Genomic DNA, 26,343 nt, shown 5'->3' with positions numbered 1-26,343 from the left:
GCTTGTTCAATTTTTAGCAGGACGCAGCTGATTAAACTCAGAACCCGAGTAATACCCTGGCCAATCTTGGTTATTACCTAAAGCCTCTGCGGCTTGGTAATACACAGCTAAATCTTGCAGTGCACCGCTTAAATCCCAATCCTGATGGTAATGATCGCAGACATTGTGATAACAGCCCTTCATTTTAGCCTGCATCATGGTTTTGTACTTGAGCGTGGCGGCATCTAACGGCTCACTGCCGCCCCCTGCGAACACGGCAGGCACACCAAATTTTGCAAAACTGAAATGATCTGAGCGGAAAAAGCCGCCAGATGCTGGGTTTGACTCAGCGGTGGCTTGTCTTCCTTGGCTTTTAGCGGCATCAATCAGGTAAGTTTCAAGCTCAGACTGCCCTTTACCGACAATGGTGTAATCTAACGTTTTTCCGTAAACATTACCGCTGTCTAGGTTAAAAACCGCAACTGTTTTATCAATGGGATACAGGGGGTTTGCGGCATAAAAACGTGAACCTAATAAGCCTTGTTCCTCCCCTGTGGTCGCAATAAAGGTAAGGCTTCGCTTAAGGCCATTGCCCGCTTGAGCTTGCGCTGAAAATTGACGAGCAATTTCCATAATACCTGCCGTGCCAGTGGCATTATCTAGCGCGCCGTTATAGATGTTGTCGCCGGTTTTTGTGATGTCAGTGCCAATATGATCCCAGTGCGCGGTAAACACAATATGCTCGTCAGCTTGGCTCTTTTGTGATGATGTTGGCGCTGACTCCGTGCTTGTATCTGCCGTAGATCCTGGTAGCGTGGCAACAAGATTATAACTGTCACTGTAGCTTGCTTGATTGTTAAAATGGATATCAGCAGTCAGGGATAATGCCTGATTGGTGGCTTGCTCCGCAGCTTGAGCCATTAGGTTGTCAAGATTAACTCCGGCTTTAGTAAACAAAGCCTTAGCTGTGTCTAAGGTTAGCCAGCCTTCTACTTGCACCCGTGCATCCTGCACGGCTTTATCCTGCACTAAGTCTTGCTGCGCGCCGGTCCAACTATTTTCTACCACAGACCAAGGGTAAGATGCAGGCTTTGTGTCATGGATGATGACAGCGCCGAGGGCGCCTTGACGGCTGGCTTCTTCAAATTTGTAATTCCAGCGCCCGTAATAGGTCATCGCTTTGCCATTAAATAATGCACGCTCCGGTTTAGCAAAGCCTGGGTCATTCACTAAAATGACCGCTATCTTGCCTTTCATGTCCAGCCCTTGATAATCATTCCACTGGTATTCAGGGGCATTAATGCCATAACCCACAAACACTAAGGGCGCTTTTTCGATAGTGATGTGTTGATTATCGTGGCGACTGCTTAATACCATGTCTTTGCGATACTTAAGTGTAATACCGCCAAAATTAACCTGTTGGTCTTCACTTGCTGTATAGCTAACCATAGGAACAGCTTGCAAAAAACTGCCATTATTGGCGCCTTTAAGGCCCATTTCACTAAAGGCTTGGGTCAAGTAATCTAAGGTGAGTTTTTCTCCTTTAGTGGTCGGTGCGCGGCCTTCAAAGGCATCTGATGATAAGGTTTGTATATCTTGTCTAAAGCGGGCTTCATCAAACGCTGGCGTATGAGCGTTTATCGTACTAATGACTGAAACAGCACTTTTGGCAATTAAGGTTGAGTCTTTGCTGACATCACTGTTGTCTGTACAGGCACTTAACAGCACCATGGCACAAAGGGGGAGATATGGCTTCACAGGGTATTCCTATTTATTATTGTTTTAAAAATCAATGCTGCTTGAGATGTTTCCCAAGGGCGGGTTTCAAAGGGGATTTCGCTGCGTTAAAGACTTTTGACATAGCACCACTATGCCTTCAAGCCCCCGCTTTGATTAATCCCCCTTTGAACTCCCGCTGAATGACCAGATAATTAATACGATTGGTATTAAACCACGTCTATGTCTCCGGCGCAGGCGAACACATGATTAGGGCGAAACGGCTCTTTGCCAATATCACTGAGTTGACTCACGCCACTGGTCACTAAGATGGTTTCAAGCCCAGCTTGAAATCCTGCCAAAATATCGGTGCGCATATTGTCACCAATGATCACGGTATTGTCAGAATGGCCTTTAATATGATTAAGCGCAGAGCGTATGATCCAAGCACTCGGTTTGCCCACATAAAACGGCATTTTCCCGGTAATACGCTCAATGGATGCACACAATGCACCGCAGGCAGGACTAAAAGAGGGGCCGTGAGTATCAGGATTGGTGGCAATAAAGCGCGCGCCGCCAGCAACAAACTGCGCCGCCTTGTGGATCATATCCCAATTGTAGGCACGGGTTTCGCCAACAATCACAAAGTCTGGGTTGATATCAGTAATGGTAAAGCCTGCTTTATACAGTTCATGGGTGAGGGCGCCTTCGCCGATCACATAGGCTTTACTGCCTTCTTGATGGGTCAAAAAATCAGCCGTCGCCATCGCAGAAGTATAAAAACAATCTTCAGGGACATTAATACCTGCAGCACCTAAACGGTTTTGTAGGTCTTTCCCTGTTTGAACTGGGTAATTGGTTAGAATAACCAGAGGGTTACCTTGTTCTAATACGCGGTGAATAAAGGTATCACTGCCGGGGATTAACTTGTTATCGTGCAGCAGTACACCATCGATATCACAAATAATATTCTTCATTTTTGCCATCCTAGAGAAATGTCGCACTCAGACTTTAAATTAACATAACAAAAGCTTAGCAAGAATAGCGTTAGATAAATACTGGCGCTGCCTTGAACCGATATTTGGACGTTTAGACGAGTTCATGGCATTTATATGAGGGAATGATAGGAAAAAAGGTGAGTAATACCAACGTTTGGCTCATCCTGACTATGCTTAGCGGTAATAAAAAAAGAGACCATGCGGTCTCTTTTTGGTTATTTTAGTTGTTAAACGTTAAGGGGGAGCAGGTTTAACACTCAACAATGTTGACGGCGAGACCGCCTTTGGCGGTTTCTTTGTACTTGCTGCGCATATCTTTGCCTGTGTCCATCATGGTTTTGATGACTTTATCTAACGACACTTTATGGTTGCCATCGCCGCGAAGGGCCATGCGTGAGGCGTTAATGGCTTTAATAGCCCCCATGGCATTTCGCTCAATACAAGGTACTTGCACTAGTCCGCCTACAGGATCGCAGGTTAAGCCTAAGTTATGCTCCATACCAATTTCAGCGGCGTTTTCAACATGTTCAACCGTGCCGCCCATGATCTCAGTTAAAGCGCCAGCCGCCATAGAGCAGGCAACCCCGACTTCACCTTGACAGCCCACTTCAGCGCCAGAAATTGAAGCATTTTTTTTGTATAAAATACCGATCGCTGCCGCTGTGAGTAAATAACGGCTGCATACATCGATATCAACTTCTTGGACAAACATATCGTAATAACATAATACTGCTGGGATAATGCCTGCAGCGCCATTGGTGGGCGCTGTGACAACGCGATCGCCTGCGGCATTTTGCTCATTTACAGATAAAGCGAATAAATCCACCCAATCCATGGCGGTTAATGGGTCAACGTTATTACGTCCTTCGGCTTTTAGGCGGCGATAAAGGGCTGGTGCACGGCGGCGAAGTTTAAGACCACCAGGCAATATCCCTTCTTTTTGATACCCACGCTCGACACAGGCCTTCATGGTCTGCCAAATATTCCACAGGCCTTTTTTAACATCTTCTTCTTTAGCAATACTAAGCTCGTTAGCCATCATGAGTGATGAAATGCTTAAGCCGTTCTCAAAACACATCTCTAACAACTGCGCTGCGCTATTAAATTCATAGGGGGCGCATTCAATAGGTGTTGCTGGGGAAGCGTTACGCTGGACAATTTCATCTTCATCTAAAATAAAACCGCCACCCACGGAATAGTAAGTACGTTGGTAAATGATTTCACCAGCAGCTAGAGCGTACAAGGTCATGGCATTGGCGTGTGCAGGTAAACTCTTACGGCGATGAAAAGTGATGCCATCGTCACGGGTGAATTTAATGTAGCGGCCGCTGGCAAGTTGCAGCTGTTGGTCTTCTGAAGCACGGATTAAAATTTCATCGATGGCATCGGTATCAACGGTCTCAGGATCTTCACCCATCAAACCTAAGATAACCGCTTTCCCTGTGCCGTGGCCTTTACCCGTTTGCCCTAAGGAGCCAAAGAGTTCAGCTTGCAACTCATCGATTTTTTCAAGTAAGCCAAGGCGCTCTACTTGCTCAATAAAAAATTTACCCGCTTTCATCGGGCCCACTGTGTGTGAACTTGAAGGGCCAATGCCTATCTTGAACATGTCAAATACACTGATCATTTTGTCGTCGCCTTGTGCTTAAGTCTTGTTATTATAGTCGGTAAATATCATTGCAATTACATCAATATTGCTGGGCAACAGCTGTCTGGTTTGTTCGCAATAAAAGGGGTATTCTGTAGCCAATTTACCAAGCTAGTGAGTGTTATTTACCTTAATCTAAGGCTAGTATCCCATATTTTTATTTCATCAGTTCATTAGTTTTTTTTATGAATGATGATTCAGATTAGCTAATTTTGTTTTATCGTTTTTTCCAGGTGATTGCTGCTTGTTTTTAAAGTAAAAACTTTATTATTTTTACATTCTTTTGTCAGAAAGAACCGCATCTTTTTGGCTGCCAAGATTGAGGTTATAAATGAGTTATTTGATGATGGATTTGCAAGGGCTTAGTGTTAGCGAGCATGAAGCCAGTTTATTAGGCCATCCTATGGTCGGCGGTATTATTTTGTTTTCACGCAATTTTTCTAATAAAGCGCAGCTCACAGAGTTAGTGAAACAGGTCCGCGCTATTCGAACTGAACTGCTTATCGCCGTTGATCATGAAGGCGGCCGCGTGCAGCGTTTCCGTAATGGCTTTAGTGCAATTCCAGCCATGGGTGATATTTTACCTAAAGCTAAAAGTGATATGAATTTGGCTAAATGCTGGGCTAAAGAAGCCGGATTTTTAATGGCCATAGAATTATTAGAATGCGATATCGATTTAAGCTTTGCGCCAGTATTAGATGTCAACGGTATTAGCCAGGTCATAGGAACTCGCAGTTTTAGTGCCGTTCCAGAAGAAATTTCCTTGCTAGCTAACGAATTTATTCACGGCATGAATCAAGCGGGGATGGCGGGCGTGGGCAAACATTTCCCTGGTCATGGCAGTGTTTCTGCTGACTCCCATATTGCAATGCCAGTGGATAATCGTAGTAAGGATGAAATATTTTCACATGACATGCAGCCGTTTTCTACGCTTATCGATGCAGGAATGCTGGCTGGCGTCATGCCTGCTCACGTGGTTTATGCCAAAGTAGACCCAAATCCTGCCGGCTTTTCATCTTACTGGCTACAACAGGTGCTTCGCGGTGAACTTAATTTTAAAGGAGTGATTTTCTCCGATGATTTAGGCATGAAAGGGGCGCATTTTGCAGGGGATTATTTAGGTCGAGCTGCAGCTGCGTTAACAGCGGGTTGTGACATGATTTTAGTCTGTAACGATCCACAAGGGGTTGAAGTGCTGTTAACCGAATTTGTCTGGCCTAAGAATGCCCCTAACGCCAATGCCAGTGGTTTGTTATTAAATAACGCCCAGCGAAAGTTAGCGTTAGCAGACGTTCAGCGCATCACAACGGCCAAAGAATTGATGGCGCACATAGCATCTGAGTAACGCTACTCAGTGCGTCTTTTTATCGAATATTGTTTATGGTGGTTTGTTTAACCTATGATTGTCAGTTGTTAATGACGACTCTAGAGATAAGCAACTAAAAATAAGGACATTACCATGATAAAAACGACACCGAGTAGATTACTCACTATGATGAAGCAAACAACGTCAAGGCTGCTACCCAGCCTATTTCTACTGAGCTGTTGCTTCAGTCTGTCAGCTCACGCAGAAACAGCTCATCCGTCACAAGGGGCAAAGGACATGGCAGGAGCCAAGGGGACGTTTGCATTTAAGCCCAGTGATTGGCAACAAGGCAAGAAAACCTGGTGGAAAGACACCGACGGTATCGCCCCGGGTGTGGCTGGGTGCCATTTAGGTACCAATGAGCAAGGCGAGACAAATGGCCGCATGTTTGGTGAAGCTTGCCTTGATAACGGCTTACTTGTGGAGTCTAACCCTAGTGCCGATAAGGTTCATGGCCACAACGATGATACTGGGCATCCCGATACTTTTGATTGCAATACTTGGTGCATCGCTGAAGGCATGCAAGCTGGACAATGCGAAATCGCTCCAGCGCCCCCTTGCGAGCAATCGGCCATGTGTGTTTGCAAATAGACATAAAAGATTGAGCTGATAACCTCACCAATACTGCCAAAAAAGAGCCCTTGCGTGGCTCTTTTTTATTGGACTCATCTTTGTGTAAATCTTCAGTGACAATAATTTTATCTTCTTTGACTAAAGTTTGACGGCCTAGCACTTGCTTTACGTTAGCGTAAACGTCAGAGTGGGTGTCATAGATAATGTTAATAGATTAATCTTGAGTCACAACGTCGATGACAATCAAATCGACTCAGGTAACAGCGGAGAAGTTATGAGTTCAGTCCAATCAAACCAAGATATCGTTATTGTTGCAGCAAAGCGTACCCCAATGGGCGGCTTTCAAGGTGCGTTAAGCGCCGTGGCATCACCTGTATTAGCGGCGACTGCCATCAAAAGCTTACTTGAGCAGACAGGCATAGCCCCGAGCGCGGTTAACGAAGTATTAATGGGCTGTGTGTTGCCAGCAGGCCTAGGTCAAGCGCCAGCGCGACAAGCAACCTTAGGTGCAGGCTTACCTTTAAGCGTAGGCGCGACCACAGTCAATAAAGTCTGTGGTTCAGGCATGAAGACGGTAATGCTGGCCCACGATTTAATCAAAGCCGGCAGCAGTGAAGTTGTGATCGCAGGTGGCATGGAAAGCATGAGTCAAGCGCCATACCTGCTTGATAAAGCCCGTTCTGGCATGCGCATGGGTCATGGCAAAGTGATGGACCACATGTTCCTTGATGGCTTAGAAGATGCTTACACAGGTGGCGCTATGGGTACATTCGCCCAAAAAACCGCCGATGATTTTAAGCTCACTCGCGAGCAAATGGATGATTTTGCCCTAAATTCACTTGAAAAAGCCAATGCTGCCATTAACTCTGGTGCATTTAACGCTGAAATTACCCCTGTGACCATTAGCGAACGCCGCGGTGATGTGACCATAGATACCGATGAGCAGCCAGGTAACGCCCGCCCTGAAAAAATTCCGACGCTGCGCCCAGCGTTTACTAAAGATGGCACCATTACCGCCGCCAATTCTAGCTCAATTTCAGATGGCGCGGCGGCGTTAATGTTAATGACAAGGGAAAAAGCCAGCAGTTTAGGACTTGAAGTTATGGCGACCATTAAAGGCCACAGTACTCACGCCCAAGAGCCATCGTTATTTACCACAGCGCCTGTGGGCGCCATGAACAAATTGCTCGATAAGGTGAACTGGAACAAGGATGAGGTAGATTTATTTGAAATCAACGAAGCCTTTGCCATGGTGACCATGTTAGCGATTTCTGAACTTGGTTTGGATGCCAGCAAAGTTAACGTTAATGGCGGCGCTTGCGCTTTAGGTCATCCTATTGGCTGCTCAGGCTCACGTTTATTAGTGACCTTGATTTATGCATTAAAAGCGCGCGGCCTTAAGCGCGGCGTAGCCTCATTGTGCATCGGCGGCGGCGAAGCCACGGCGATGGCTATCGAAGTGTAATTACGGTTAACCGCGTCCATATTCAGGGCGCGAGATAATTTACGTTTAACGCTTATATTGAAAGATTAGATTAATTTGACAAGACTCAAAGTACCGCTAGGGCGGTTAGTGTACATGTGTTGCTGCTTGCAGGTGTTTATGTAAAGCGGCGCCAATAACCACTGATCATAATAAAAAGCTCAGCAGTGCTTACCCTCAACATTCATCTTATGCTGCAAAGTGTAACTGAAAAAACGAACTGAAAAGTTCAAGGAATCTACATGACAACGATGACTCAAGTTAAGCACTATATTGACGGTGAATTCACCACAGGCACAGGCACCAACACGATTGCAGTAACCAATCCTGCCAATAACGCTGTGATTGCTAACATTAATTGCGCCACAGCTGAAGAAGTTGCTCAGGCTATCGCATCGGCTAAAGAAGCCTTTAAAACCTGGAAAGAAGTGCCAGTGTCAGAGCGTGCTCGGGTCATGCTTCGTTACCAGCATTTGTTAAAAGAGCACCACGATGAAATCGCCACCATCTTAGCCCATGAAACAGGCAAAACGTTTGAAGATGCCAAAGGCGATGTGTGGCGTGGTATCGAAGTGGCAGAACATGCCTGTAATGTGGCTTCCCTCTTAATGGGTGAGACCATGGAAAACGTAGCCCGTAACATAGATACCTACAGCTACACCCAGCCATTAGGGGTGTGCGCCGGTATTACCCCGTTTAACTTCCCGGCGATGATCCCGCTGTGGATGTTCCCATTAGCCATTGCGTGCGGTAATACCTTTATTCTTAAGCCTTCTGAGCAAGATCCAATGACGCCTCAGCGCTTGGTTGAGCTGTTTGTCGAAGCTGGCGCGCCAAAAGGCGTATTACAACTTATCCATGGTGACAAAACTGCGGTGGATATTTTATTGCGTGACCCTGCTATCAAAGCAATCTCCTTTGTGGGTTCGGTCAATGTGGGTCAATACATCTACAAAACCGGCACCGATAACCTGAAGCGAGTACAAGCCTTTGCCGGTGCAAAAAACCATTGCGTTATTATGCCTGATGCCAGCAAACAGCATGTGATCAACAATCTTGTGGGGGCATCGGTGGGCGCAGCGGGTCAACGCTGTATGGCGATTTCTGTAGCGGTATTTGTCGGTGCTGCTAAAGCGTGGATCCCAGAGCTTAAAGAAGCCTTAGCAAAAGTGCGCCCAGGTCTTTGGAATGATGAAAACGCCGCTTATGGCCCAGTGATCAGCCCAGCAGCCAAAGAGCGTGTGCTTAAGCTAATTGCCCAAGGCAAAACTGAAGGCGCGGATTGCCTGCTCGATGGCAGTGACTTCACGGTTGCCGATCATGAGTCTGGCAACTGGATTGGCCCAACCATGTTCGACAAAGTCACCACAGACATGAGCATCTATAAAGAAGAAATTTTTGGCCCAGTTCTGTGCTGCATGGAAACTGACAGCCTAGATTCAGCCATTCAAATTGTTAACGACAGTCCCTTTGGTAACGGTACTTCTATCTTTACCGCAAGTGGCGCCGCCGCCCGTAAATACCAGCATGAAATTGAAGTGGGACAAGTGGGCATTAACGTACCTATTCCTGTGCCATTACCTTTCTTCTCATTCACAGGTTGGAAGGGCAGCTTCTATGGCGATCAACACGCCTACGGCAAGCAAGGCGTGCGTTTCTACACTGAAACTAAGACCATCACCTCACGCTGGTTTGACACCGATGCGGTGAGCGGCCCTAACATGAGCATCAATCTTAAGTAATTAAAGTGTCACTTTGCAGCCCTAGACTCATTTTTATGCCTAGGGCTTTGCCGTTATCAAGGCTTTATCAGTTGCAATGAATATCAACTGACCCAAGAGTCAGCTTATCCATTAAGGAGTCCACAGATGGATTTTAATTTAAATGACGATCAGCGCCAATTTGCCGAACTTGCCAGACAATTTGCCGCAGATGAATTAGCCCCGTTTGCTGCCAAGTGGGATGAAGAACACCATTTCCCCAAAGATGTGATCCAAAAAGCCGGTGAGTTAGGCTTTTGCTCACTGTATTCTCCAGAGTCTGAGGGCGGTATGGGGTTGTCACGCTTAGATTCATCGATTATTTTTGAAGAATTATCAAAAGGTTGCACCGCAACCACCGCCATGCTCACCATACACAACATGGCCACCTGGATGATCACCACTTGGGGCACACAAAGCCTGCGTAGGACTTGGTCTGAAGGCTTAACCACAGGTCAACTGCTGGCTTCTTACTGCTTAACAGAGCCAGGCTCAGGCAGTGATGCCGCGTCTTTGCAAACCAAAGCGGTGCGTGATGGCGAGCATTACGTGCTTAATGGCTCAAAAGTGTTTATTTCTGGCGCGGGCGCTACCGAAATGTTGGTGGTGATGTGCCGCACCGGTGAGGCTGGCGCTAAAGGCATTTCTGCCATTGCCGTGCCTGCAGATCTTGACGGCATTATCTACGGCAAAGCTGAAGATAAAATGGGCTGGAACGCTCAGCCAACTCGTCAAATTACCTTCGATAACGTCCGCGTGCCAGTGGATCATTTACTCGGTGAAGAAGGCCAAGGCTTTACTTTCGCCATGAAGGGGCTAGATGGCGGGCGCATTAATATTGCCACTTGCTCGGTGGGCACAGCCCAAGCCGCCCTTGAGCGTGCTACCCAATACATGAATGAACGCAAGCAGTTTGGTAAGCCGTTAGCGGCGTTTCAAGCGCTGCAATTTAAATTAGCTGACATGGCAACTGAACTGGTTGCCGCGCGGCAAATGGTGCGCCTTGCCGCCTTTAAATTGGATAATCAAGATCCAGAAGCCACCGCATATTGCGCCATGGCAAAACGCTTTGCCACTGATATAGGCTTTACTGTGTGTGACAGTGCGCTGCAAATTCACGGCGGTTATGGTTATATTCGTGAGTATCCCCTAGAGCGCCATTTCCGTGATGTGCGGGTGCATCAGATTTTAGAGGGCACTAATGAAATCATGCGGCTTATTATTGCTCGCCGTTTATTAGATGAAAACGCCCACGCCATATTGTAAGGGGCGGATAACCTAACACGATTAAAGGTTAGAGATTGAATAGGTCACAACAAAGGATATCAAAATGACACAGCAGATAAATTTAATCGAGCGCATTGAAGGCCATACGGCCATTTTGACCATGAGTAACCCACCGGCGAATACGTGGACGGCTCAGAGCCTGCAGGCACTCAAGGCCAAAGTGCAAGAGCTTAACGCCAATAATGAGATTTATGCCTTAGTGATAACCGGCGAAGGGGAGAAGTTTTTTTCTGCCGGCGCCGATTTAAAATTATTTGCTGACGGTGACAAAGGCAACGCCGCCACCATGGCAAAACACTTCGGGGAAGCCTTTGAAGCTTTAAGTGCGTTTCGCGGTGTCTCTATTGCCGCTATCAATGGCTATGCCATGGGCGGCGGCTTAGAAGTGGCCTTGGCCTGTGATATCCGTATCGCTGAAGCCCAAGCTCAAATGGCGCTGCCAGAGGCGACCGTGGGCTTACTGCCCTGTGCTGGCGGCACCCAAAACCTTAGCGCCTTAGTGGGTGAGGGCTGGGCTAAGCGCATGATCTTGTGTGGTGAGCGTATCGATGCAGCCAAAGCCGAGAAAATCGGTTTAGTTGAAGAGGTGGTTGAACAAGGTCAGAGTTTATCGGCGGCCATCGCCTTGGCGGCCAAAGTGGCCAAACAGAGCCCAAGCAGCGTTGCCGTGTGTAAAACCTTAATTCAAGCGGGCCGCACTATGCCACGCAGTCAGGCATTGCCCCTTGAGCGTGAACTGTTTATCGGTCTATTTGATACTGAAGATCAAGCGGAAGGCGTGAACGCTTTCTTAGAGAAACGCAGCCCACAATGGAAGAATCGCTAATGACTCAGGATGTGGTATTTCAGATCTTAGGCACTGTCTCGGGTAAATCTATCGGCGTTGTGACCTTAAACGTCGAAAAAGCCCTCAATGCCTTGAATATCGACATGGTGCAAGCCATGAACGCTCAGCTTAAAAAGTGGCAGAGCGATGACAATGTGGCTTGTGTGATGCTAGAAGGCAGTGGTGATAAAGCTTTCTGCGCTGGCGGTGATGTGCGGGCGATTTACCAAGCCTCTATCGAGACGCCAGGGCAGATGACCCGCCAAGCCTGTGAATTTTTCACACAGGAATATCAGCTGGATTATCTACTGCACAGTTTCGGTAAGCCAGTGCTCGTGTGGGCCGATGGTATAGTGATGGGCGGCGGGTTAGGCTTAATGGCTGGCGCCAGTCATCGAGTGCTCACAGAGCGCAGCCGTATTGCCATGCCTGAGGTCACTATCGGTTTATATCCTGACGTGGGCGGCAGTTATTTCCTTAACCGTATGCCAGGTAAAATCGGTAAATTCCTAGGCTTAACCGCTTACAACATGAATGCGGCCGATGCACGTTTTGTGGGTTTAGGTAATTTTTATCTTAACAGTCAAGACAATGAGCCCTTGCTTGATGCCATGGCTGAAATCGACTGGTCTAGCGATATTAACGCTAACCATCAGGCATTAACGGCATTACTGCATTCCCTTGAAACTCAAGTTAGCTTACCGCTTGGACAAAGTGTATTAGCCGAGCAGCAAGGGCTAATTGATAATTTAATGGTAGGTTCTATCAATGAAATTCATAGCAAACTTTGCGCCTTGGACATCAAAGAAGGCGAGGCGGATTGGTTAATACGCGCTCAAAAAACCGCCTTGGCTGGCAGTCCATTGAGCTGGGCTTTGATAGAAGAACAGTCAAAGCTCGGCACAGAAATGAGCCTAGTGCAGTGTTTTCAATGGGAGCTGGGAATAAGCGTCAATTGCTGCGCCATCGGTGACTTCTGTGAAGGCGTTAGGGCCTTATTGATTGATAAAGACAGAAACCCTAAGTGGCTATATAGTGGGCTTAATCAAGTTGATAGCAGTAAAGTTACCGCATTGCTCAGCTCGCCATGGTCTGAGAATGAGCATCCCCTAAAGGACTTGTAGCAGTAGATGCTTTTGCCCAGGCTCAAGCATAAATAGCTCAAGTTAATTAGCTAATAATTAAAGGATTAACACCATGACTCAAACTATCACTCAGGTTGCATTTATTGGTTTAGGAAACATGGGCGGCCCAATGGCTGCCAATTTAGTTAACGCAGGCCTTAAAGTCACAGTGTTTGATCTTATGCCACAAGCTGTTGCCGAACTGGTTAAGCAAGGTGCTAGTCGTGCGACTTCAGCCAATGAGGCCGCAATACACGCCGATGTGGTGGTCACCATGTTGCCCGCAGGCAAGCATGTGCGCAGCTTATATTTGGGCAATCCCCAAGGGGACGTGCAAGGCTTATTAGACGTGGTGCCTAAACACTGTTTGTTGATTGATTCATCAACCATAGATGCCGCCAGTGCCCAGCTTGTGGGCCAAGCGGCTAAAGCTAAAGGGCTCGAGTTTATTGATGCACCGGTTTCTGGCGGCACCGCAGGCGCGGCAGCTGGCAGCTTAACTTTTATTTGCGGTGGCAGTGATAAAGCTTACGCCATGGCTCAAGAAGTGCTTGGGATCATGGGCGGTAATATTTTCCACGCAGGTGACGTCGGTGCAGGACAAATTGCTAAGATTTGTAATAACATGCTGCTTTCGGTATTAATGGTCGGCACTAGCGAATCATTGCAGATGGGCATAGACAATGGGCTAGACCCCAAAGTCTTGTCTGACATCATGAAAGTCAGCAGTGGCGGCAACTGGACTCTAGAGAAATACAATCCTTGCCCCAAGGTGATGGAAAACGTGCCTTCATCTAAGGACTATCAAGGCGGCTTTATGGTCGATTTGATGGTCAAAGATTTAGGCTTATCTCAAGAGGCGGCGCTGGCATCAAATTCAAGCACCCCTATGGGAGCATTAGCCCGCAGTTTGTATGTTACCCATGCTCGTCAAGGCCATGGTAAACTTGATTTCTCAAGCATTTTCGAACAATTTGCTAATAAAAATAAGCAGTAAAAGGAACACCCGATGGAATTAAAAGACAAGGTTATCGTCATTACTGGCGGTGCAGGTGGCTTAGGCCTAGCGATGGCGCAAAATTTTGCTGCTGCAGGTGCTAAATTAGCACTTATCGATATGGATCAAGAGAAACTCGAACGTGCTTGCGCCGAACTTGGAAGCCAAACTGAAGTTCAAGGCTATGCCCTTGATATTACTGATGAAGAAGATGTGATATCAGGCTTTAAATTTATCGTTGAAGACTTCGGTAAGATCAATGTGTTGGTCAACAACGCCGGTATTTTACGTGATGGCCTAATGGTGAAAGCCAAAGAAGGCAAAATCGTTGACCGCATGTCTCTTGAGCAATTTCAATCGGTTATCAATGTAAACCTAACCGGCAGCTTCCTTTGCGGCCGTGAAGCCGCTGCCGCCATGATTGAAACTGCGCAGCCAGGCGTTATCGTCAATATTTCAAGTTTGGCCAAATCTGGCAACATGGGACAATCTAATTATTCAGCGTCTAAGGCAGGCGTGGCTGCGATGAGTGTCGGTTGGGCGAAAGAATTAGCCCGCTATAATATCCGCAGCGCCGCAGTAGCACCCGGTGTTATCGCCACCGAAATGACCGCCGCCATGAAACCGGAAGCCTTAGAGCGTTTAGAGAAAATGGTACCGGTTGGCCGCTTAGGTCAAGCAGAAGAAATTGCCTCTACGGTGCGATTCATTATTGAAAATGACTATGTAAATGGCCGCGTATTTGAAATCGATGGCGGTATTCGTTTATAAAGAAAATCATTTACGCAGCGTAAGTGCTTAAGGCCGAGCTCAGCTCGGCTTTATTGTGTCTTCCATTAGCCAAGTGCCGATGTTGAAACAAACACTATTTTTTAGCATAGGATAAATGTGTGTTGATATTAGAAAAATTACTCAAGAAAATTATGCTTATCATGGGCCTATTAGGGGTTGTTATCATCTATGGTGGCTTCTTGTATTTGTTGTTTACCGGTCGCTCGACTGTAAGCCTGCCTTGGTATTTACTGCTATCGCCGTGGATTTGTGTGTATTTTGGCCTGACACAAACACAGCAATTGAGCGCAATGACTTGGATTAAGGCTAAATTTAGTCGTTAAAGTCACTCAGTCCAAATATCAAAACAGACATTCTGCTACTACAAACGTATGCAATGCTTCAGCTTCTGTGATCCCGCCCGTTAACTTGATATCATGCTCAGCCATCTAATACCTTTAGTGTAAACCGCCTTATTGCGGCTCTTTTTACAGTGACTTAGGTTACTCATGGGATCCTTTCAATGACTCATTCTTCACCCATCTCTGATATTGCAATGATAGGCCTTGGTGTTATGGGCAAAAATCTGGCGCTCAATATTGCCGATCACGGCTATCATGTGGCGGTTTTTGATTTAGATAAACTCAAAGTCAGCGCCGTCATTAATCAAGAGGCCGAGGAGCGCGCCACAATCACTGCCGCCGATAAGACTGCGGCGCGGATGACCGCTTGTGACAGCTTAAAAATGGTACTCGAAAACCTTGCCAAACCTAGAGTCTTAGTCTTGTCTGTCCCCGCTGGCTCCCCGGTTGATGGTGTGTGCCAGTCGTTAATTGAAGCTGGTATAGAAGCCGATGATATCGTTATCGACACTGGCAATAGCTTGTGGACAGATACCGTGGCCCGTGAAGCCCAATACCAAGGTCAATTTATCTTCTTTAGCTCGGCGGTCTCAGGCGGTGAAGTCGGTGCTCGTTTTGGCCCCTCGTTAATGCCAAGCGGTAACCCAGCAGCCTGGCAGCATGTGGCACCGATTTGGAATGCAATAGCGGCCAAAGTGGATGCTAAAACTGGCCTGCCCATAGAGAGCTTTGAGCCCGGCAACCCTGTGACTGAAGGCGAGCCGTGTACGGCCTACATAGGTCCTGCAGGCGCGGGGCATTACGTTAAAATGGTTCACAATGGCATTGAGTACGCCGATATGCAGTTAATTTGTGAAGCTTATCAAGTGTTAAAAGAGGGCCTAGGCTTCAGTGCTTTGCAAATTAGTGAAGTATTCAGTACTTGGGATAAAGGCAGCCTTAACAGTTATCTGATGAATATCAGCGCTAAGGTGCTTAAGCAGGCCGATCCACTGACAGACAAGCCTCTGGTTGAAATGATTTTAGATAAGGCTGGCCAAAAGGGCACGGGTCTATGGACAGCAGTAAGCTCATTGCAAATTGGCTGTCCAGCGCCCACCATAGCTGAAGCGGTATACGCTCGTGCTGTGAGCACCCAAAAGCCGCTGCGCCAAGCATTATCCACAAAGCTTGCTGGCCCAACAACGGCACTAAATCAATCAAGTGAGCAGCTAAGCGTACAACACCAGCAGGCCTTTATTGATGCACTAGAAGATGCACTCTATTGCGCTAAGGTTTGCTGCTATGCCCAGGGCTTCCAGTTGATGGCCATGGCAGCGGCTGAGCAAAACTGGCAACTCAATTTTGCCGAAATAGCCAAAATCTGGCGCGCAGGCTGCATCATACGCGCCAGCTTCTTGCAATCCATCACCCAGGCTTATGTTGAAAACCCTGAGCTTAAGCATTTACTGTTGGCTGACAGCTTCAATCAAAGCTTATCCGCTAAGCAAATGCAGTGGCGCCGCACTGTTGCAGCAGCTGTGATGCAAGGCACTCCAGCCCCCTGTATCACCTCGGCGCTCGGCTATTACGACAGCTACCGCTGTGAAACTTTACCAGCCAATTTACTCCAAGGTCAGCGTGATTTCTTCGGCGCTCACACCTTTGAGCGTACCGACAAGCCCGCAGGGGAGAAGTATCACTTCAATTGGAGTGACAAAAATCCAAGCCTGACTAAAGTGTAATAGCGGATGTTAGGGGCTTAAGATTGAGTATCTTGAGCCCTTAATTTTAAAGCGCAGCCATCTATACCGTTTACATTTAGCCTTATGCTTTGAGTATTTCGTTGAGCTTGAGCGGTATCCCGAGCATAAAAAATCCCCTGAGAGTACTCTCCAGGGGATTTTCACTTTACAGTTACTCGTGTAGCACAACATGAGTGTCATTAACCTCAATGTGCTGATGACTTCACTAAGCGATTTTAAGGTACTGAGCTATGGTTGCTGCGCCATTGTTAGCATTAATAGGTTTGAAGATGAAGCCTGAAATCCCGAGTTTTTGACACTGTTTAACCAATATGCTGTCGGTGACTGATGACAGCATCACCACAGGCACCTGTGAGCCCATATTGCGGATTTCGGCTAATGCAGCATCACCGTTTAAGCGTGTCATGACCACATCCATGAAAATGAAGTCAACCTTGTCGGCTTTCACTGCTTCAATGGCGCCAATGCCATCGTCAGCTTCGAGAATGTTTTGATAACCTAAGTTGCTTAAGAAGCGGTTTAAGGCTTTACGGATCATGGCGCTGTCATCCACAACTAGTACTCGGCTTGCGAGCGGCAGGGGCGTTGTGTGTGGGTTTGCTATGGCTAAGCTTGCTTGTGCATCTTGGGCTTGAGTCAGGTGTTCTGTGACGTCGCGAACCAATAAGTTGAAATAATAACGTCCCACACCTTCGACCATAATAGGCACAGTAATAACTTGCTTCACGCCGACTAAGTACTTGTCCATCTCGGTTAAATCTTCGACAAAGTAGGGGCTCGAAAAACCGTATTCTAAATGATGGCGCCCGTGTTGGTCTGTTGAGCGCCCGACGATGGTATTTCCCCATTCAGCCAACGCATTGCGCAAGTCATCGTTAATAGTTTCAAAAGCATAAGCTTCATCAAACAAGTTTTGGCATACGCTATTGCCAATAGCGATGGCGGTTTCTGGGTAATGGTGCATCATGATCACGCCATCGAGCTGACCCGTGACGTCTGAACACACGGCGTAACCTTTAAAACGAAACTCTTCAACCTTATCCATAAAAGGCTCACCGGCAACACCGGTTAGGTTGGTCATAGCCTTGAGGCTTGCGATAGATTCTTTAATAAAAGGATGAAGTATGACTTTAAAAAGCGGATCGACTGACATATAAGTACCCAATATTATTATTGTTATTGAACTAGGCTGATTAAATTACAAGAGGCATTACTGATTTGCAACATAATCAAAACATAAATAGTGGATTATGTTTAACCAGTCACAAATAGTAGCCATGCTCGATATAAATGATGAGACTCGGACCATAAATGTCATTCCACAATGGCCAGTGGTGCCTTGGGAGACAAGCAGCGCTGTCCCTGATGTTATCTTACATGACAGCGTGATTTTAGAGTTTACTGAGCACCTAGATATTCGCCCAGAGGCTAATGCGGTGTTTGTTCGGGGTGAACAGCAAGGCGTAGCAGTGAAAGTGAAACGCTTCGGGACCGCTGGCGATAACTTTGCTGCTGATATAGTCGATAAGTTAATCACAGATAACCAAGCCGCAAGGATGCGGGGAACCACTGAATTAGCCAATGCGGGCAACAAGATACAAAACAGCATTCGCACTAAAGTCCTGAATGACTTGCCACCAATTCGGCCAGGCATGTTGGTTGGGATAAGAAAGGGCGCTGAGGTGTTTAAATCTGTCTGTGATGCCTCAACCATTGCCGCCAGTGTCAATAGCACTAATGGTCAAGTCACTGTTAACCAGACCATCAGCTTATTGCGAAATGAGAACACCTTATGAGTAATATTTATCAGCGCTTAGCAAACCTAAACCCTAAGGCTCAACGAGCGGTTGCAACCGTGGTTTCAGTGAGCAATGGCACCACTAGTGTTTTACATGCTGATGGCAGTCACCAAGTGGTGTTAGGGGATAGTATACCCAGCGGAAAGGTGTACATACTGGATGGCCAAATCCAAGGCCAGGCCGCTGATTTACCTTTTTCAGAAATAGCAATTTAGAAAAGTGTTACTAGGTAACTTTCATGATCCCTAGACTATTAACTGATGTTTAATCAGCATTTAAAAAGGGCCTCTAAATGCAGTTTATAAACGATTTGGGTTTAATAGGCAGGTTAGGGTATGCCTATTCAGTCAACAAGGCTGTAAACGAAGATCGCGAAAGCATAGCGCTATATAAAGGCAGCTTGTGCCGATAAGTTTTCATTTTGGATGAATTGGCTAGCAAAATTACCCTACAAAGGTAGGACTAGCAGGTTTGCGTCCGTTAAACTCAAAATTAAATTTCTCACTTTAGGTGGATCCGTTTCTCAAACTCGGTGACGCGCTACAAAAAAGAAAGTTTATTACTAGCCACAAGGCTAACATCAGACATTTCGCATTTAGCCCAAATCCCGCACCCTGATTGGCTTAGCTTGAGTTATCCACTATTTCTGTGGATAAGCCTGTGAATTACTCTTATTTATAGGCTGCAAACCCCTATAATCCTTGGGTCGGACTTAGATTTGATATTTTGTTAGTTGAAAAAATATATTGTTAATATTCAATAATATACTAATTGCAACTGGTTTTATTCAGCATGATTATTTTACTTGACTTAGGGACACTCCTGTAAGTGTATTTTTGTGTATTAAAATGGCGGAAACACTAAGTTATAGCTTGAAATTTGTTCATTTACGCGATTATTTGAACTGTTAAAAACTTTCAATCAATTTGGGTTTCTTGCTAACTTCTACAGCCTTTTTGCTTGAAATACGCTAGGATACTGAGGCTCGATTTCCCCGCTTGAAAACAAGCTTTATTGGTTAATCAAAAAACCATCGATATTGTACTTTTTAGTACTTTTGCCTGTGTAAGGAATGTTTACTGTGTCTAGTGCCGAGTTTGATCTTCATTTTCCTTTTCCCCCAGCAGGGGATCAACCCACCGCAATTGCTAAGCTTGTCGATGGTCTAGAGGCGGGACTTGCCTGTCAAACACTGCTTGGGGTAACAGGTTCAGGTAAAACTTACACTATCGCCAATGTAATAAAAACTATGGGGCGGCCTACCATTATCATGGCGCCCAATAAGACTTTGGCGGCGCAGCTCTATGGTGAGATGAAGGAGTTCTTCCCTAATAATGCGGTTGAATATTTTGTCTCATATTATGATTATTACCAGCCCGAAGCTTATGTGCCTGCATCAAATACCTTTATAGAAAAGGATGCTTCGGTGAATGCCCATATCGAACAGATGCGCCTATCGGCCACTAAAGCCTTGCTCGAGCGTAAAGATGTGGTGTTGATTGCCTCTGTATCGGCAATTTATGGATTGGGCGATCCTGATTCTTACCTCAAAATGTTGTTGCACCTGCGCCAAGGCGACACTATGGGGCAGCGTGATATCCTGAATCGTTTGAGCGAGTTGCAATATAAGCGCAATGATATGGAATTGTCCCGAGGCACTTATCGGGTGCGCGGTGAAGTGATTGATATTTTCCCTGCCGACTCTGAACGTGATGCCATTAGGGTAGAGTTGTTCGATGATGAAATTGAACGTTTAAGTGAGTTTGACCCCTTAACGGGTCAGATTAAAAAGCGCGTTGCACGCACCACGGTTTACCCTAAAACCCATTACGTGACACCAAAGGATAAGATTATTGCCGCCACTGAGTTTATTAAGGAAGAGTTGCGGGAACGTCGCCAGTATTTACTTGATAATAATAAGTTAATTGAAGCTCAGCGGATCACCGAACGGGTACAATACGATGTTGAAATGATGGTGGAATTGGGCTATTGCTCAGGGATTGAAAACTACTCGCGTTACCTTTCTGGCCGTACGCCAGGAAGTCCGCCGCCCACATTAATAGATTATTTGCCCAGTGATGGCCTGCTTATTATTGATGAGTCCCATGTCACAGTGCCGCAAATTGGCGCCATGTATAAAGGCGATCGCAGCCGTAAAACCACCTTAGTGGAATACGGTTTTCGCTTGCCAAGTGCGCTGGATAACCGCCCGCTGCAATTTGAAGAGTTTGAGCAGCTGATGCCGCAAACAGTGTTTGTTTCAGCCACCCCAAGTCAGTATGAGTTTGATAAGAGTAACGGCGAGATTGCCGAGCAAGTGGTACGGCCGACAGGGTTACTGGATCCGGTATTGGAAGTTAGGCCTGTGGCTATTCAAGTTGATGATTTATTATCAGAAATTGCCAAGCGTGTTGCAGTCAATGAAAGGGTGCTGGTCACTACGCTAACAAAGCGTATGTCAGAGGATCTCACCGACTACCTTGATGAACACGGGGTTAAGGTGCGTTATTTGCACTCAGATATTGATACCGTTGAACGGGTGGAAATCATTCGTGATTTACGCCTAGGGAAATTTGATGTGCTAGTGGGGATCAACCTGCTCCGCGAAGGATTAGACATGCCGGAAGTGTCACTGGTGTGTATTCTCGATGCGGATAAAGAGGGATTCTTGCGCTCAGAGCGTTCACTCATTCAGACCATAGGCCGCGCTGCCCGTAACATTAATGGTAAAGTTATCCTCTATGCCGATAGAATTACCAAATCGATGGCTAAAGCCATGGAAGAAACCGACCGGCGCCGTGAAAAGCAGCATCAGCACAATCTGGCCCATGGGATCACACCTAAAGGTGTAGTGAAATCCATTACCGATGTGATGGACGTCGGAGATGAGTCCACTACAGGCTATCGTAAAACCGCGCCTATGCCAGGTAAAGTAGCCAGCAAACCAGGTCAATATGACGATCTTAACAGCATTTCTGAGCTCAGCCGCGCCATTGAAAAGCTGGAAAAACAGATGCTGCAACACGCAAGAGATCTGGAGTTTGAACAAGCCGCAGCGCTTCGAGATGAAGTCCATGCCCTGAGGGAGCGGATCATCAAGATAAGCTAATGGCTTACTTTTTTTCATCCACTTTGCATTCATTAATAGAAGATTAATCCTATGTACATAGGTGAAGTATCAAAAAAAACGTCTCTGTCCATCAAGGCCATCCGTTTTTATGAGGCCAAAGGCTTGATCAATCCACCCAAGCGGCTAGGGCGTTACCGGGTTTACCAAGCCGCCGATGTTGACTTGCTGATACTGATTAAACAAGCCAAGCAATTAGGGGTCAGCTTATCTCAGTTAAAAGGGGTCATAGTCTACCAAGACGGTAAGCTTGATTGGTTAAGAATAAAACTGTTCTTGGCGGAGCTTAGAGTACAGTTGCAGGCAAAAATTGCTGATTTAACGGCAAATATAGCCAATATTGATGAATGCTGCCGTCAAATAGACACTGACCACAGCCTGAGTGACTGCTCAACACTTGCCAACTGCCGTTAATGAATATTGCCCTTGACTCTGCCCTTAGGGGGAGACACTAGACTTAAGCTCAGTGTCATTTAATCAAGGATCAATAATGTCAAAACGTGTGCTGGTGTTAGTCGGTAACCCAAAGGATAAGAGTTTTTCAAATCATCTGGCGAAAGTGTATGTAAACGAGGCCGAAAAACACTGTGAAGTGCGTTTATTTCGACTCTATGATATGGAGTTTAACCCTGATTTAGTGCTTGGTTACGACGATAAACAGGAATTAGAGCCTTGCCTTGTGCAATTTCAACAGGCATTAGTGTGGTCAGAACATCTGGTTATCATCACCCCTATTTGGTGGGGCGCAATTCCGGCCAAGCTGAAGGGGCTCTTCGATAGAACATTTTTGCCTAATTTTGCCTTCAAGTATCAAGCGGGTAAATCAATCCCCATAAAGTTACTCAAGGGAAAAACCTCAAGACTTATCATGACCATGGACACCCCGCCTTGGTATTATTGGCTGGTGCAGGGCGCGCCAGCACTCAAGCAATTAAAAACAGCCACCTTGGCGTTTTGTGGATTTAAATCGGTTAAAAGCAACATGCTTGGGCCAATGATTAACTCAAGCGAGGCCGCAAGAGACAAATGGATCAAGGCTATTGCTCAGTTGGGGCAAGCTGCCAAGTAAGCCTAGTCGCTGGCGACTGAGGTTCTACAGTCGCCAAGGCGTTGCTGCTAGCCTTCCACATAAGCATTACCTTCCTGTGATTGAAAGTGTTAACACGACATGATCCTTACCGCATTAATACGCTTTGAGTTTGAGCTCAGCATGATATGCATACGTATTCATACCTCAAAAATTGTGCTTAAGCTTCGTCATTCCTCAGCCTGTGCTAATTTAACCATCAACTTTTAACATTGCAGCAACACTTGCAAGGATCCCTGATGGCGACTTCAAATACAAAAATAATAATCAAGAAACGCGCAAACTTTAGGCTAACATTTGCCCTCGTGGCGGGTTTTTCTGCTTTAGGACTTAACAGCAGTGCGAGCAGCGCCGAAAATGGCGTCATGATGCAGTATTTTCACTGGTACACCCCAGCCGATGGCAAGCTTTGGACTCAAGTTCAACAACAATCCAGCGCACTAGCTGCCGCGGGATTCAGCGCACTATGGTTGCCGCCGGCGTACAAGGGCGCATCCGGCGCCTTAGATGTGGGCTATGGTGTGTACGATATGTACGACTTAGGCGAATTTAATCAACAAGGGGCTGTGCGGACAAAATACGGCACTAAAACTCAATACATTAGTGCCATTAATACGGCCCACACACAGGGACTGCAAGTGTATGGCGATCTGGTGTTTAACCACAGAGGTGGCGCCGATGCTACTGAATCTGTCACGGCGGTGAGAGTTGCCCGAGACAATCGCGATAGGGAATTTGGCAATGATGTGCAAATCGATGCCTGGACTCAATTTAATTTTAGTGCTCGTCAAAATCAGCATTCTAATTTTAAGTGGCGTTGGTATCATTTTGATGGCGTTGATTGGGCGCAAAATCTCAAAGAAAACAGTATTTTTAAGTTTCGCGGTAATGGCAAGGGCTGGGATTGGGAAGTCGATACCGAGAATGTGAACTATGACTATTTAATGTTTGCCGATGTCGACTTTTCACACCCAGAAGTGGTGCAAGAATTAAAAGATTGGGGCGATTGGTATCTAACGCAAACTCAAGTCGATGGCTTTAGGCTGGATGCAGTGAAGCATATTCGCTATGAGTTTTTTAATGAGTGGCTCGACTATATGCGTGTTACTAGTGGTAAACCCCTCTTTACCGTGGGTGAGTTTTGGAGCTATGACACCAGTAAATTACACAATTATTTAAATAAAACGGCTGGGCGTATGTCCTTGTTTGATGCGCCATTGCATTTAAACTTTCATCAAGCTTCTACGGCTAATGGCAATTACGATATGCGCCGTATTTGGGATAACAGCTTGATGAAAGAGCAGCCCAATTTAGCGGTTACCTTAGTGGAAAACCATGATACTCAAGCCTGTCAGGCGCTGGCTTCTCCAGTCAATGATTGGTTCAAACCTTTGGCTTATGCCTTTATTTTGCTTCGAAGCCAAGGTTACCCCAATGTGTTTTATGCCGACTATTATGGTGCTAACTACACAAGCTCTGACAATGGCTGTAAAAACAGCGTGATAAATATGGTTTCCCATAAGGCAAAAATAGACGCTTTGCTGAAAGCCCGCAAAGATTATGCCTACGGCGTACAGCTTGATTATCTGGATCATTGGGACATCATAGGTTGGACACGTCTTGGTGATACTAGCCACCCCAAAGCCATGGCGGTGATAATGAGTGATGGTGCAGGCGGCAGCAAATGGATGAATGTGGGTAGGAAATCCAATACTTTCATCGACATAACAGGCAATCGCAGCGATATTATTCTTAGTAATCTTGATGGCTGGGCAGAATTCCCGGTTAACAATGGCTCTTACTCTGTATGGATTGAGCAAGATAGCCAAGGCAGCACAGTTGACGTAACCTTTAATTGCAATAATGGCATAACCACCCCAGAGCAAGAAGTGTATGTGGTGGGTAATGATGTCAGCTTAGGCAATTGGAATACTGAATTGGCAAAAAAACTATCCCCTAACACTTATCCAAGCTGGAACGCTGTAATTAAATTGGCAGCAAGCACAGCCATAGAATGGAAATGCATTAAAAAATCCCCAGCGATGTTAGTATGGCAATCTGGTACTAACAACATTTATACATCGCCAAGTAGCGGCACGGGTGCCACAAGCGCAAACTTTTAGAGACAACTAAGGATATATATTTAATGGCAGCACATCCTCTAATCTTAAACTTACTGTTACTGGTGGGATTAGCTTCGACTTCAACCATGGCACAGCAAAGTGAAACTGCGGCTACCGCTGCGAGCTATCAACTTAGCGCCAGTATCGAAGAGGGCGAGACAAAATGGCTGTTTGCCGATATTGAGCTGATCAATGAGCAATGGTCTAATGAAACACTTGCGATAACTGAAGTACAAGAAAAGCCGGCAAAGCGACAATGTCACTACAAAGCGAAGCTCACCCAAGAAGATACTCAATTATTACTTGAAGCCGTGATTAAGTGTGAGAGTACAAATCAACACAGCACTTATGAGCTGCCAGTGTTTATATTGAATCGCAGTGGAGGCGAAGCCAGTATGGAATTCGGCGAGCAACAAGGTATTCTCTGGAATTACCATATTAAGCTAGTCGCTAAGCTCAATTAAAATTATTTATCTGATAACAAAAAGGCTTAGATCCTAAAATCTAAGCCTTTTTTATCTTCTACTTACTCTAATGATTAGGGCTGGTAGGTGCTGACGATATCAATGCGTTGCAGGTTTTGCTCGTCGCTGCGGGCTTTAGCTGCATCTAAGTCGATATGTCCGGAATTGCTGGTGTCGAGAAAATCAAAAGCGGGCAAATCAGATTCTGCCACATCACCGCGCATGGGCGCATCAGGATCGCGGCTAAGACCGACAAAGTCGAAGTGCTCGCGGTCAACACCTTGGGATGGCGAGGTGTTTTGCATCGCGGTGAAGATGGATTCAATTCGCCCTGGGTGGTGTTTATCCCACTGCTTGAGCATGTCTTTTACTGCGGCGCGCTTTAGGTTTTCTTGTGAGCCACACAGATTACAAGGAATGATGGGAAATTCTTTAATTGCAGCGTATTCGGCGATGTCTTTTTCGCGGCTGTAAGCTAGCGGTCGGATCACCATATTAGCACCATCATCAGATAATAACTTAGGCGGCATAGCTTTCATTTTTCCCGCAAAAAACATGTTCAAGAACAAGGTTTCTATGATGTCATCCCTGTGATGACCTAAGGCAATTTTTGTGGCGCCGATGCGCTGGGCAAAGCCGTATAAGGTGCCGCGTCGTAGGCGAGAGCACAAAGAGCAAGTGGTCTTGCCTTCAGGGATCTTATCTTTAACGATGGAGTAAGTGTCTTTTTCAAGAATATGGTAAGCAACGCCTACTTTATCTAAATAGGCTGGCAGGATATGCTCAGGAAAACCGGGTTGCTTTTGGTCTAAGTTGACTGCCACAATTTCAAATGAGATAGGGGCTTTTTTTTGTAAACTAAGCAGAATATCCAGCATGGCGTAGCTGTCTTTACCACCACTGAGGCAGCACATGATGCGATCGCCATCTTCAATCATGTTGTAATCGGCAATCGCTTTACCCACTTCACTGTGCAAGCGTTTACTTAATTTATTGAGGCGAGACGCCTGCTTATTGGAAAAATCATCTACCACTATGTCAGACATAAAAAATGCGCCCAGTAACCATCTATTTCAGGGCGCATATTATTCCAGTAATCAGCGGCTCC

General features: G+C 46.1%; 22 protein-coding genes and 1 pseudogene. 18 read left to right on the top strand and 5 right to left on the bottom strand.

Features of this window, described 5'->3' with window-relative positions; translation table 11 throughout:
- Positions 1-6: 6 nt before the first annotated feature.
- From H5073_RS00200 to H5073_RS00190, 3 genes are all read right to left on the bottom strand, one after another.
- Positions 7-1,737, bottom strand: coding sequence for a M28 family metallopeptidase (locus H5073_RS00200; protein ID WP_182676106.1), 1,731 nt, complete (start codon positions 1,735-1,737; stop codon positions 7-9).
- A gap of 188 nt (positions 1,738-1,925) precedes the next feature.
- Positions 1,926-2,672 (bottom strand): HAD-IIA family hydrolase, encoded by a 747-nt coding sequence (locus tag H5073_RS00195; protein ID WP_182676105.1) that lies wholly within the window; start codon positions 2,670-2,672, stop codon positions 1,926-1,928.
- Positions 2,673-2,943: 271 nt separating this feature from the next.
- A complete protein-coding gene (locus H5073_RS00190) occupies positions 2,944-4,320 on the bottom strand; it encodes an L-serine ammonia-lyase (RefSeq protein WP_182676104.1) in 1,377 nt (458 codons plus the stop codon).
- Between the two features lie 352 nt (positions 4,321-4,672).
- Between H5073_RS00190 and nagZ the strand changes: the two genes are divergently transcribed.
- The 11 genes from nagZ to gndA all read left to right on the top strand — a co-directional run bounded on the left by nagZ (position 4,673) and on the right by gndA (position 16,614).
- Positions 4,673-5,686, top strand: coding sequence for a beta-N-acetylhexosaminidase (gene nagZ / locus H5073_RS00185; protein WP_182676103.1), 1,014 nt, complete (start codon positions 4,673-4,675; stop codon positions 5,684-5,686).
- A 114-nt stretch (positions 5,687-5,800) separates the two neighbouring features.
- The gene (locus tag H5073_RS00180) at positions 5,801-6,298 is read left to right on the top strand and encodes a hypothetical protein (protein WP_259394758.1); all 498 of its coding nucleotides are present in this window, start codon (positions 5,801-5,803) and stop codon (positions 6,296-6,298) included.
- Positions 6,299-6,554: 256 nt separating this feature from the next.
- Positions 6,555-7,745 (top strand): acetyl-CoA C-acyltransferase, encoded by a 1,191-nt coding sequence (locus H5073_RS00175; protein WP_182676102.1) that lies wholly within the window; start codon positions 6,555-6,557, stop codon positions 7,743-7,745.
- A gap of 269 nt (positions 7,746-8,014) precedes the next feature.
- Complete coding sequence (locus H5073_RS00170; RefSeq protein WP_182676326.1) at positions 8,015-9,505, top strand: CoA-acylating methylmalonate-semialdehyde dehydrogenase; 1,491 nt, start codon at positions 8,015-8,017, stop codon at positions 9,503-9,505.
- A gap of 126 nt (positions 9,506-9,631) precedes the next feature.
- The gene (locus tag H5073_RS00165) at positions 9,632-10,789 is read left to right on the top strand and encodes an acyl-CoA dehydrogenase family protein (protein WP_182676101.1); all 1,158 of its coding nucleotides are present in this window, start codon (positions 9,632-9,634) and stop codon (positions 10,787-10,789) included.
- A 64-nt stretch (positions 10,790-10,853) separates the two neighbouring features.
- Positions 10,854-11,636 carry an enoyl-CoA hydratase gene (locus H5073_RS00160; protein WP_182676100.1) on the top strand — a complete coding sequence of 261 codons (783 nt, stop codon included), beginning with the start codon at positions 10,854-10,856 and terminating at the stop codon, positions 11,634-11,636.
- Positions 11,621-12,760 (top strand): enoyl-CoA hydratase/isomerase family protein, encoded by a 1,140-nt coding sequence (locus H5073_RS00155; RefSeq protein ID WP_259394757.1) that lies wholly within the window; start codon positions 11,621-11,623, stop codon positions 12,758-12,760. The genes H5073_RS00160 and H5073_RS00155 overlap by 16 nt, the downstream gene beginning before the upstream one ends.
- Positions 12,761-12,845: 85 nt before the next feature.
- Positions 12,846-13,757 (top strand): 3-hydroxyisobutyrate dehydrogenase, encoded by a 912-nt coding sequence (mmsB, locus tag H5073_RS00150; protein WP_182676324.1) that lies wholly within the window; start codon positions 12,846-12,848, stop codon positions 13,755-13,757.
- A gap of 12 nt (positions 13,758-13,769) precedes the next feature.
- Positions 13,770-14,528 (top strand): SDR family oxidoreductase, encoded by a 759-nt coding sequence (locus H5073_RS00145; RefSeq protein WP_182676099.1) that lies wholly within the window; start codon positions 13,770-13,772, stop codon positions 14,526-14,528.
- A gap of 152 nt (positions 14,529-14,680) precedes the next feature.
- A complete protein-coding gene (locus H5073_RS00140) occupies positions 14,681-14,872 on the top strand; it encodes a hypothetical protein (protein WP_182676323.1) in 192 nt (63 codons plus the stop codon).
- Positions 14,873-15,051: 179 nt separating this feature from the next.
- Positions 15,052-16,614: an NADP-dependent phosphogluconate dehydrogenase gene (gene gndA / locus H5073_RS00135; protein ID WP_182676098.1), complete on the top strand. Its 1,563-nt coding sequence runs from the start codon at positions 15,052-15,054 to the stop codon at positions 16,612-16,614.
- 226 nt (positions 16,615-16,840) lie between these two features.
- On the opposite strand, the gene H5073_RS00130 is transcribed toward gndA, so the two are convergent.
- Entirely contained in the window at positions 16,841-17,788 is a 948-nt protein-coding gene (locus tag H5073_RS00130) for a response regulator (protein WP_182676097.1), read from the bottom strand.
- Between the two features lie 109 nt (positions 17,789-17,897).
- Between H5073_RS00130 and H5073_RS00125 the strand changes: the two are divergent.
- The 7 genes and pseudogenes from H5073_RS00125 to H5073_RS00095 form a co-directional block, all read left to right on the top strand.
- Positions 17,898-18,431, top strand: a pseudogene (locus tag H5073_RS00125) (hypothetical protein); the annotation flags it as partial.
- Positions 18,428-18,649 (top strand): hypothetical protein, encoded by a 222-nt coding sequence (locus H5073_RS00120; protein WP_182676096.1) that lies wholly within the window; start codon positions 18,428-18,430, stop codon positions 18,647-18,649. The pseudogene H5073_RS00125 and the gene H5073_RS00120, both read left to right, overlap by 4 nt.
- A gap of 866 nt (positions 18,650-19,515) precedes the next feature.
- A complete protein-coding gene (gene uvrB, locus H5073_RS00115; protein WP_310734210.1) occupies positions 19,516-21,543 on the top strand; it encodes an excinuclease ABC subunit UvrB in 2,028 nt (675 codons plus the stop codon).
- 51 nt (positions 21,544-21,594) lie between these two features.
- Complete coding sequence (locus tag H5073_RS00110) at positions 21,595-21,975, top strand: MerR family transcriptional regulator (RefSeq protein ID WP_182676094.1); 381 nt, start codon at positions 21,595-21,597, stop codon at positions 21,973-21,975.
- 76 nt (positions 21,976-22,051) lie between these two features.
- On the top strand, positions 22,052-22,630 hold the full coding sequence (locus H5073_RS00105) for an NAD(P)H-dependent oxidoreductase (protein WP_182676093.1): 579 nt from the start codon (positions 22,052-22,054) through the stop codon (positions 22,628-22,630).
- 257 nt (positions 22,631-22,887) lie between these two features.
- Positions 22,888-24,771: an alpha-amylase gene (locus H5073_RS00100; protein WP_182676092.1), complete on the top strand. Its 1,884-nt coding sequence runs from the start codon at positions 22,888-22,890 to the stop codon at positions 24,769-24,771.
- Positions 24,772-24,794: 23 nt separating this feature from the next.
- The gene (locus tag H5073_RS00095) at positions 24,795-25,235 is read left to right on the top strand and encodes a hypothetical protein (protein WP_182676091.1); all 441 of its coding nucleotides are present in this window, start codon (positions 24,795-24,797) and stop codon (positions 25,233-25,235) included.
- 74 nt (positions 25,236-25,309) lie between these two features.
- Here the strand turns inward: H5073_RS00095 and ttcA are convergent, their stop codons facing one another.
- Positions 25,310-26,281, bottom strand: a complete 972-nt coding sequence (gene ttcA / locus H5073_RS00090) for a tRNA 2-thiocytidine(32) synthetase TtcA (RefSeq protein ID WP_182676090.1) — start codon at positions 26,279-26,281, stop codon at positions 25,310-25,312.
- Positions 26,282-26,343: the final 62 nt, after the last annotated feature.

The sequence above is a fragment of the Shewanella sp. SR44-3 genome (assembly GCF_014163735.1).
Taxonomy (GTDB): domain Bacteria; phylum Pseudomonadota; class Gammaproteobacteria; order Enterobacterales; family Shewanellaceae; genus Shewanella.
The sequence above is the reverse complement of the archived record's forward strand: the minus strand, read 5'-3'. Positions and strand labels throughout refer to the sequence as shown.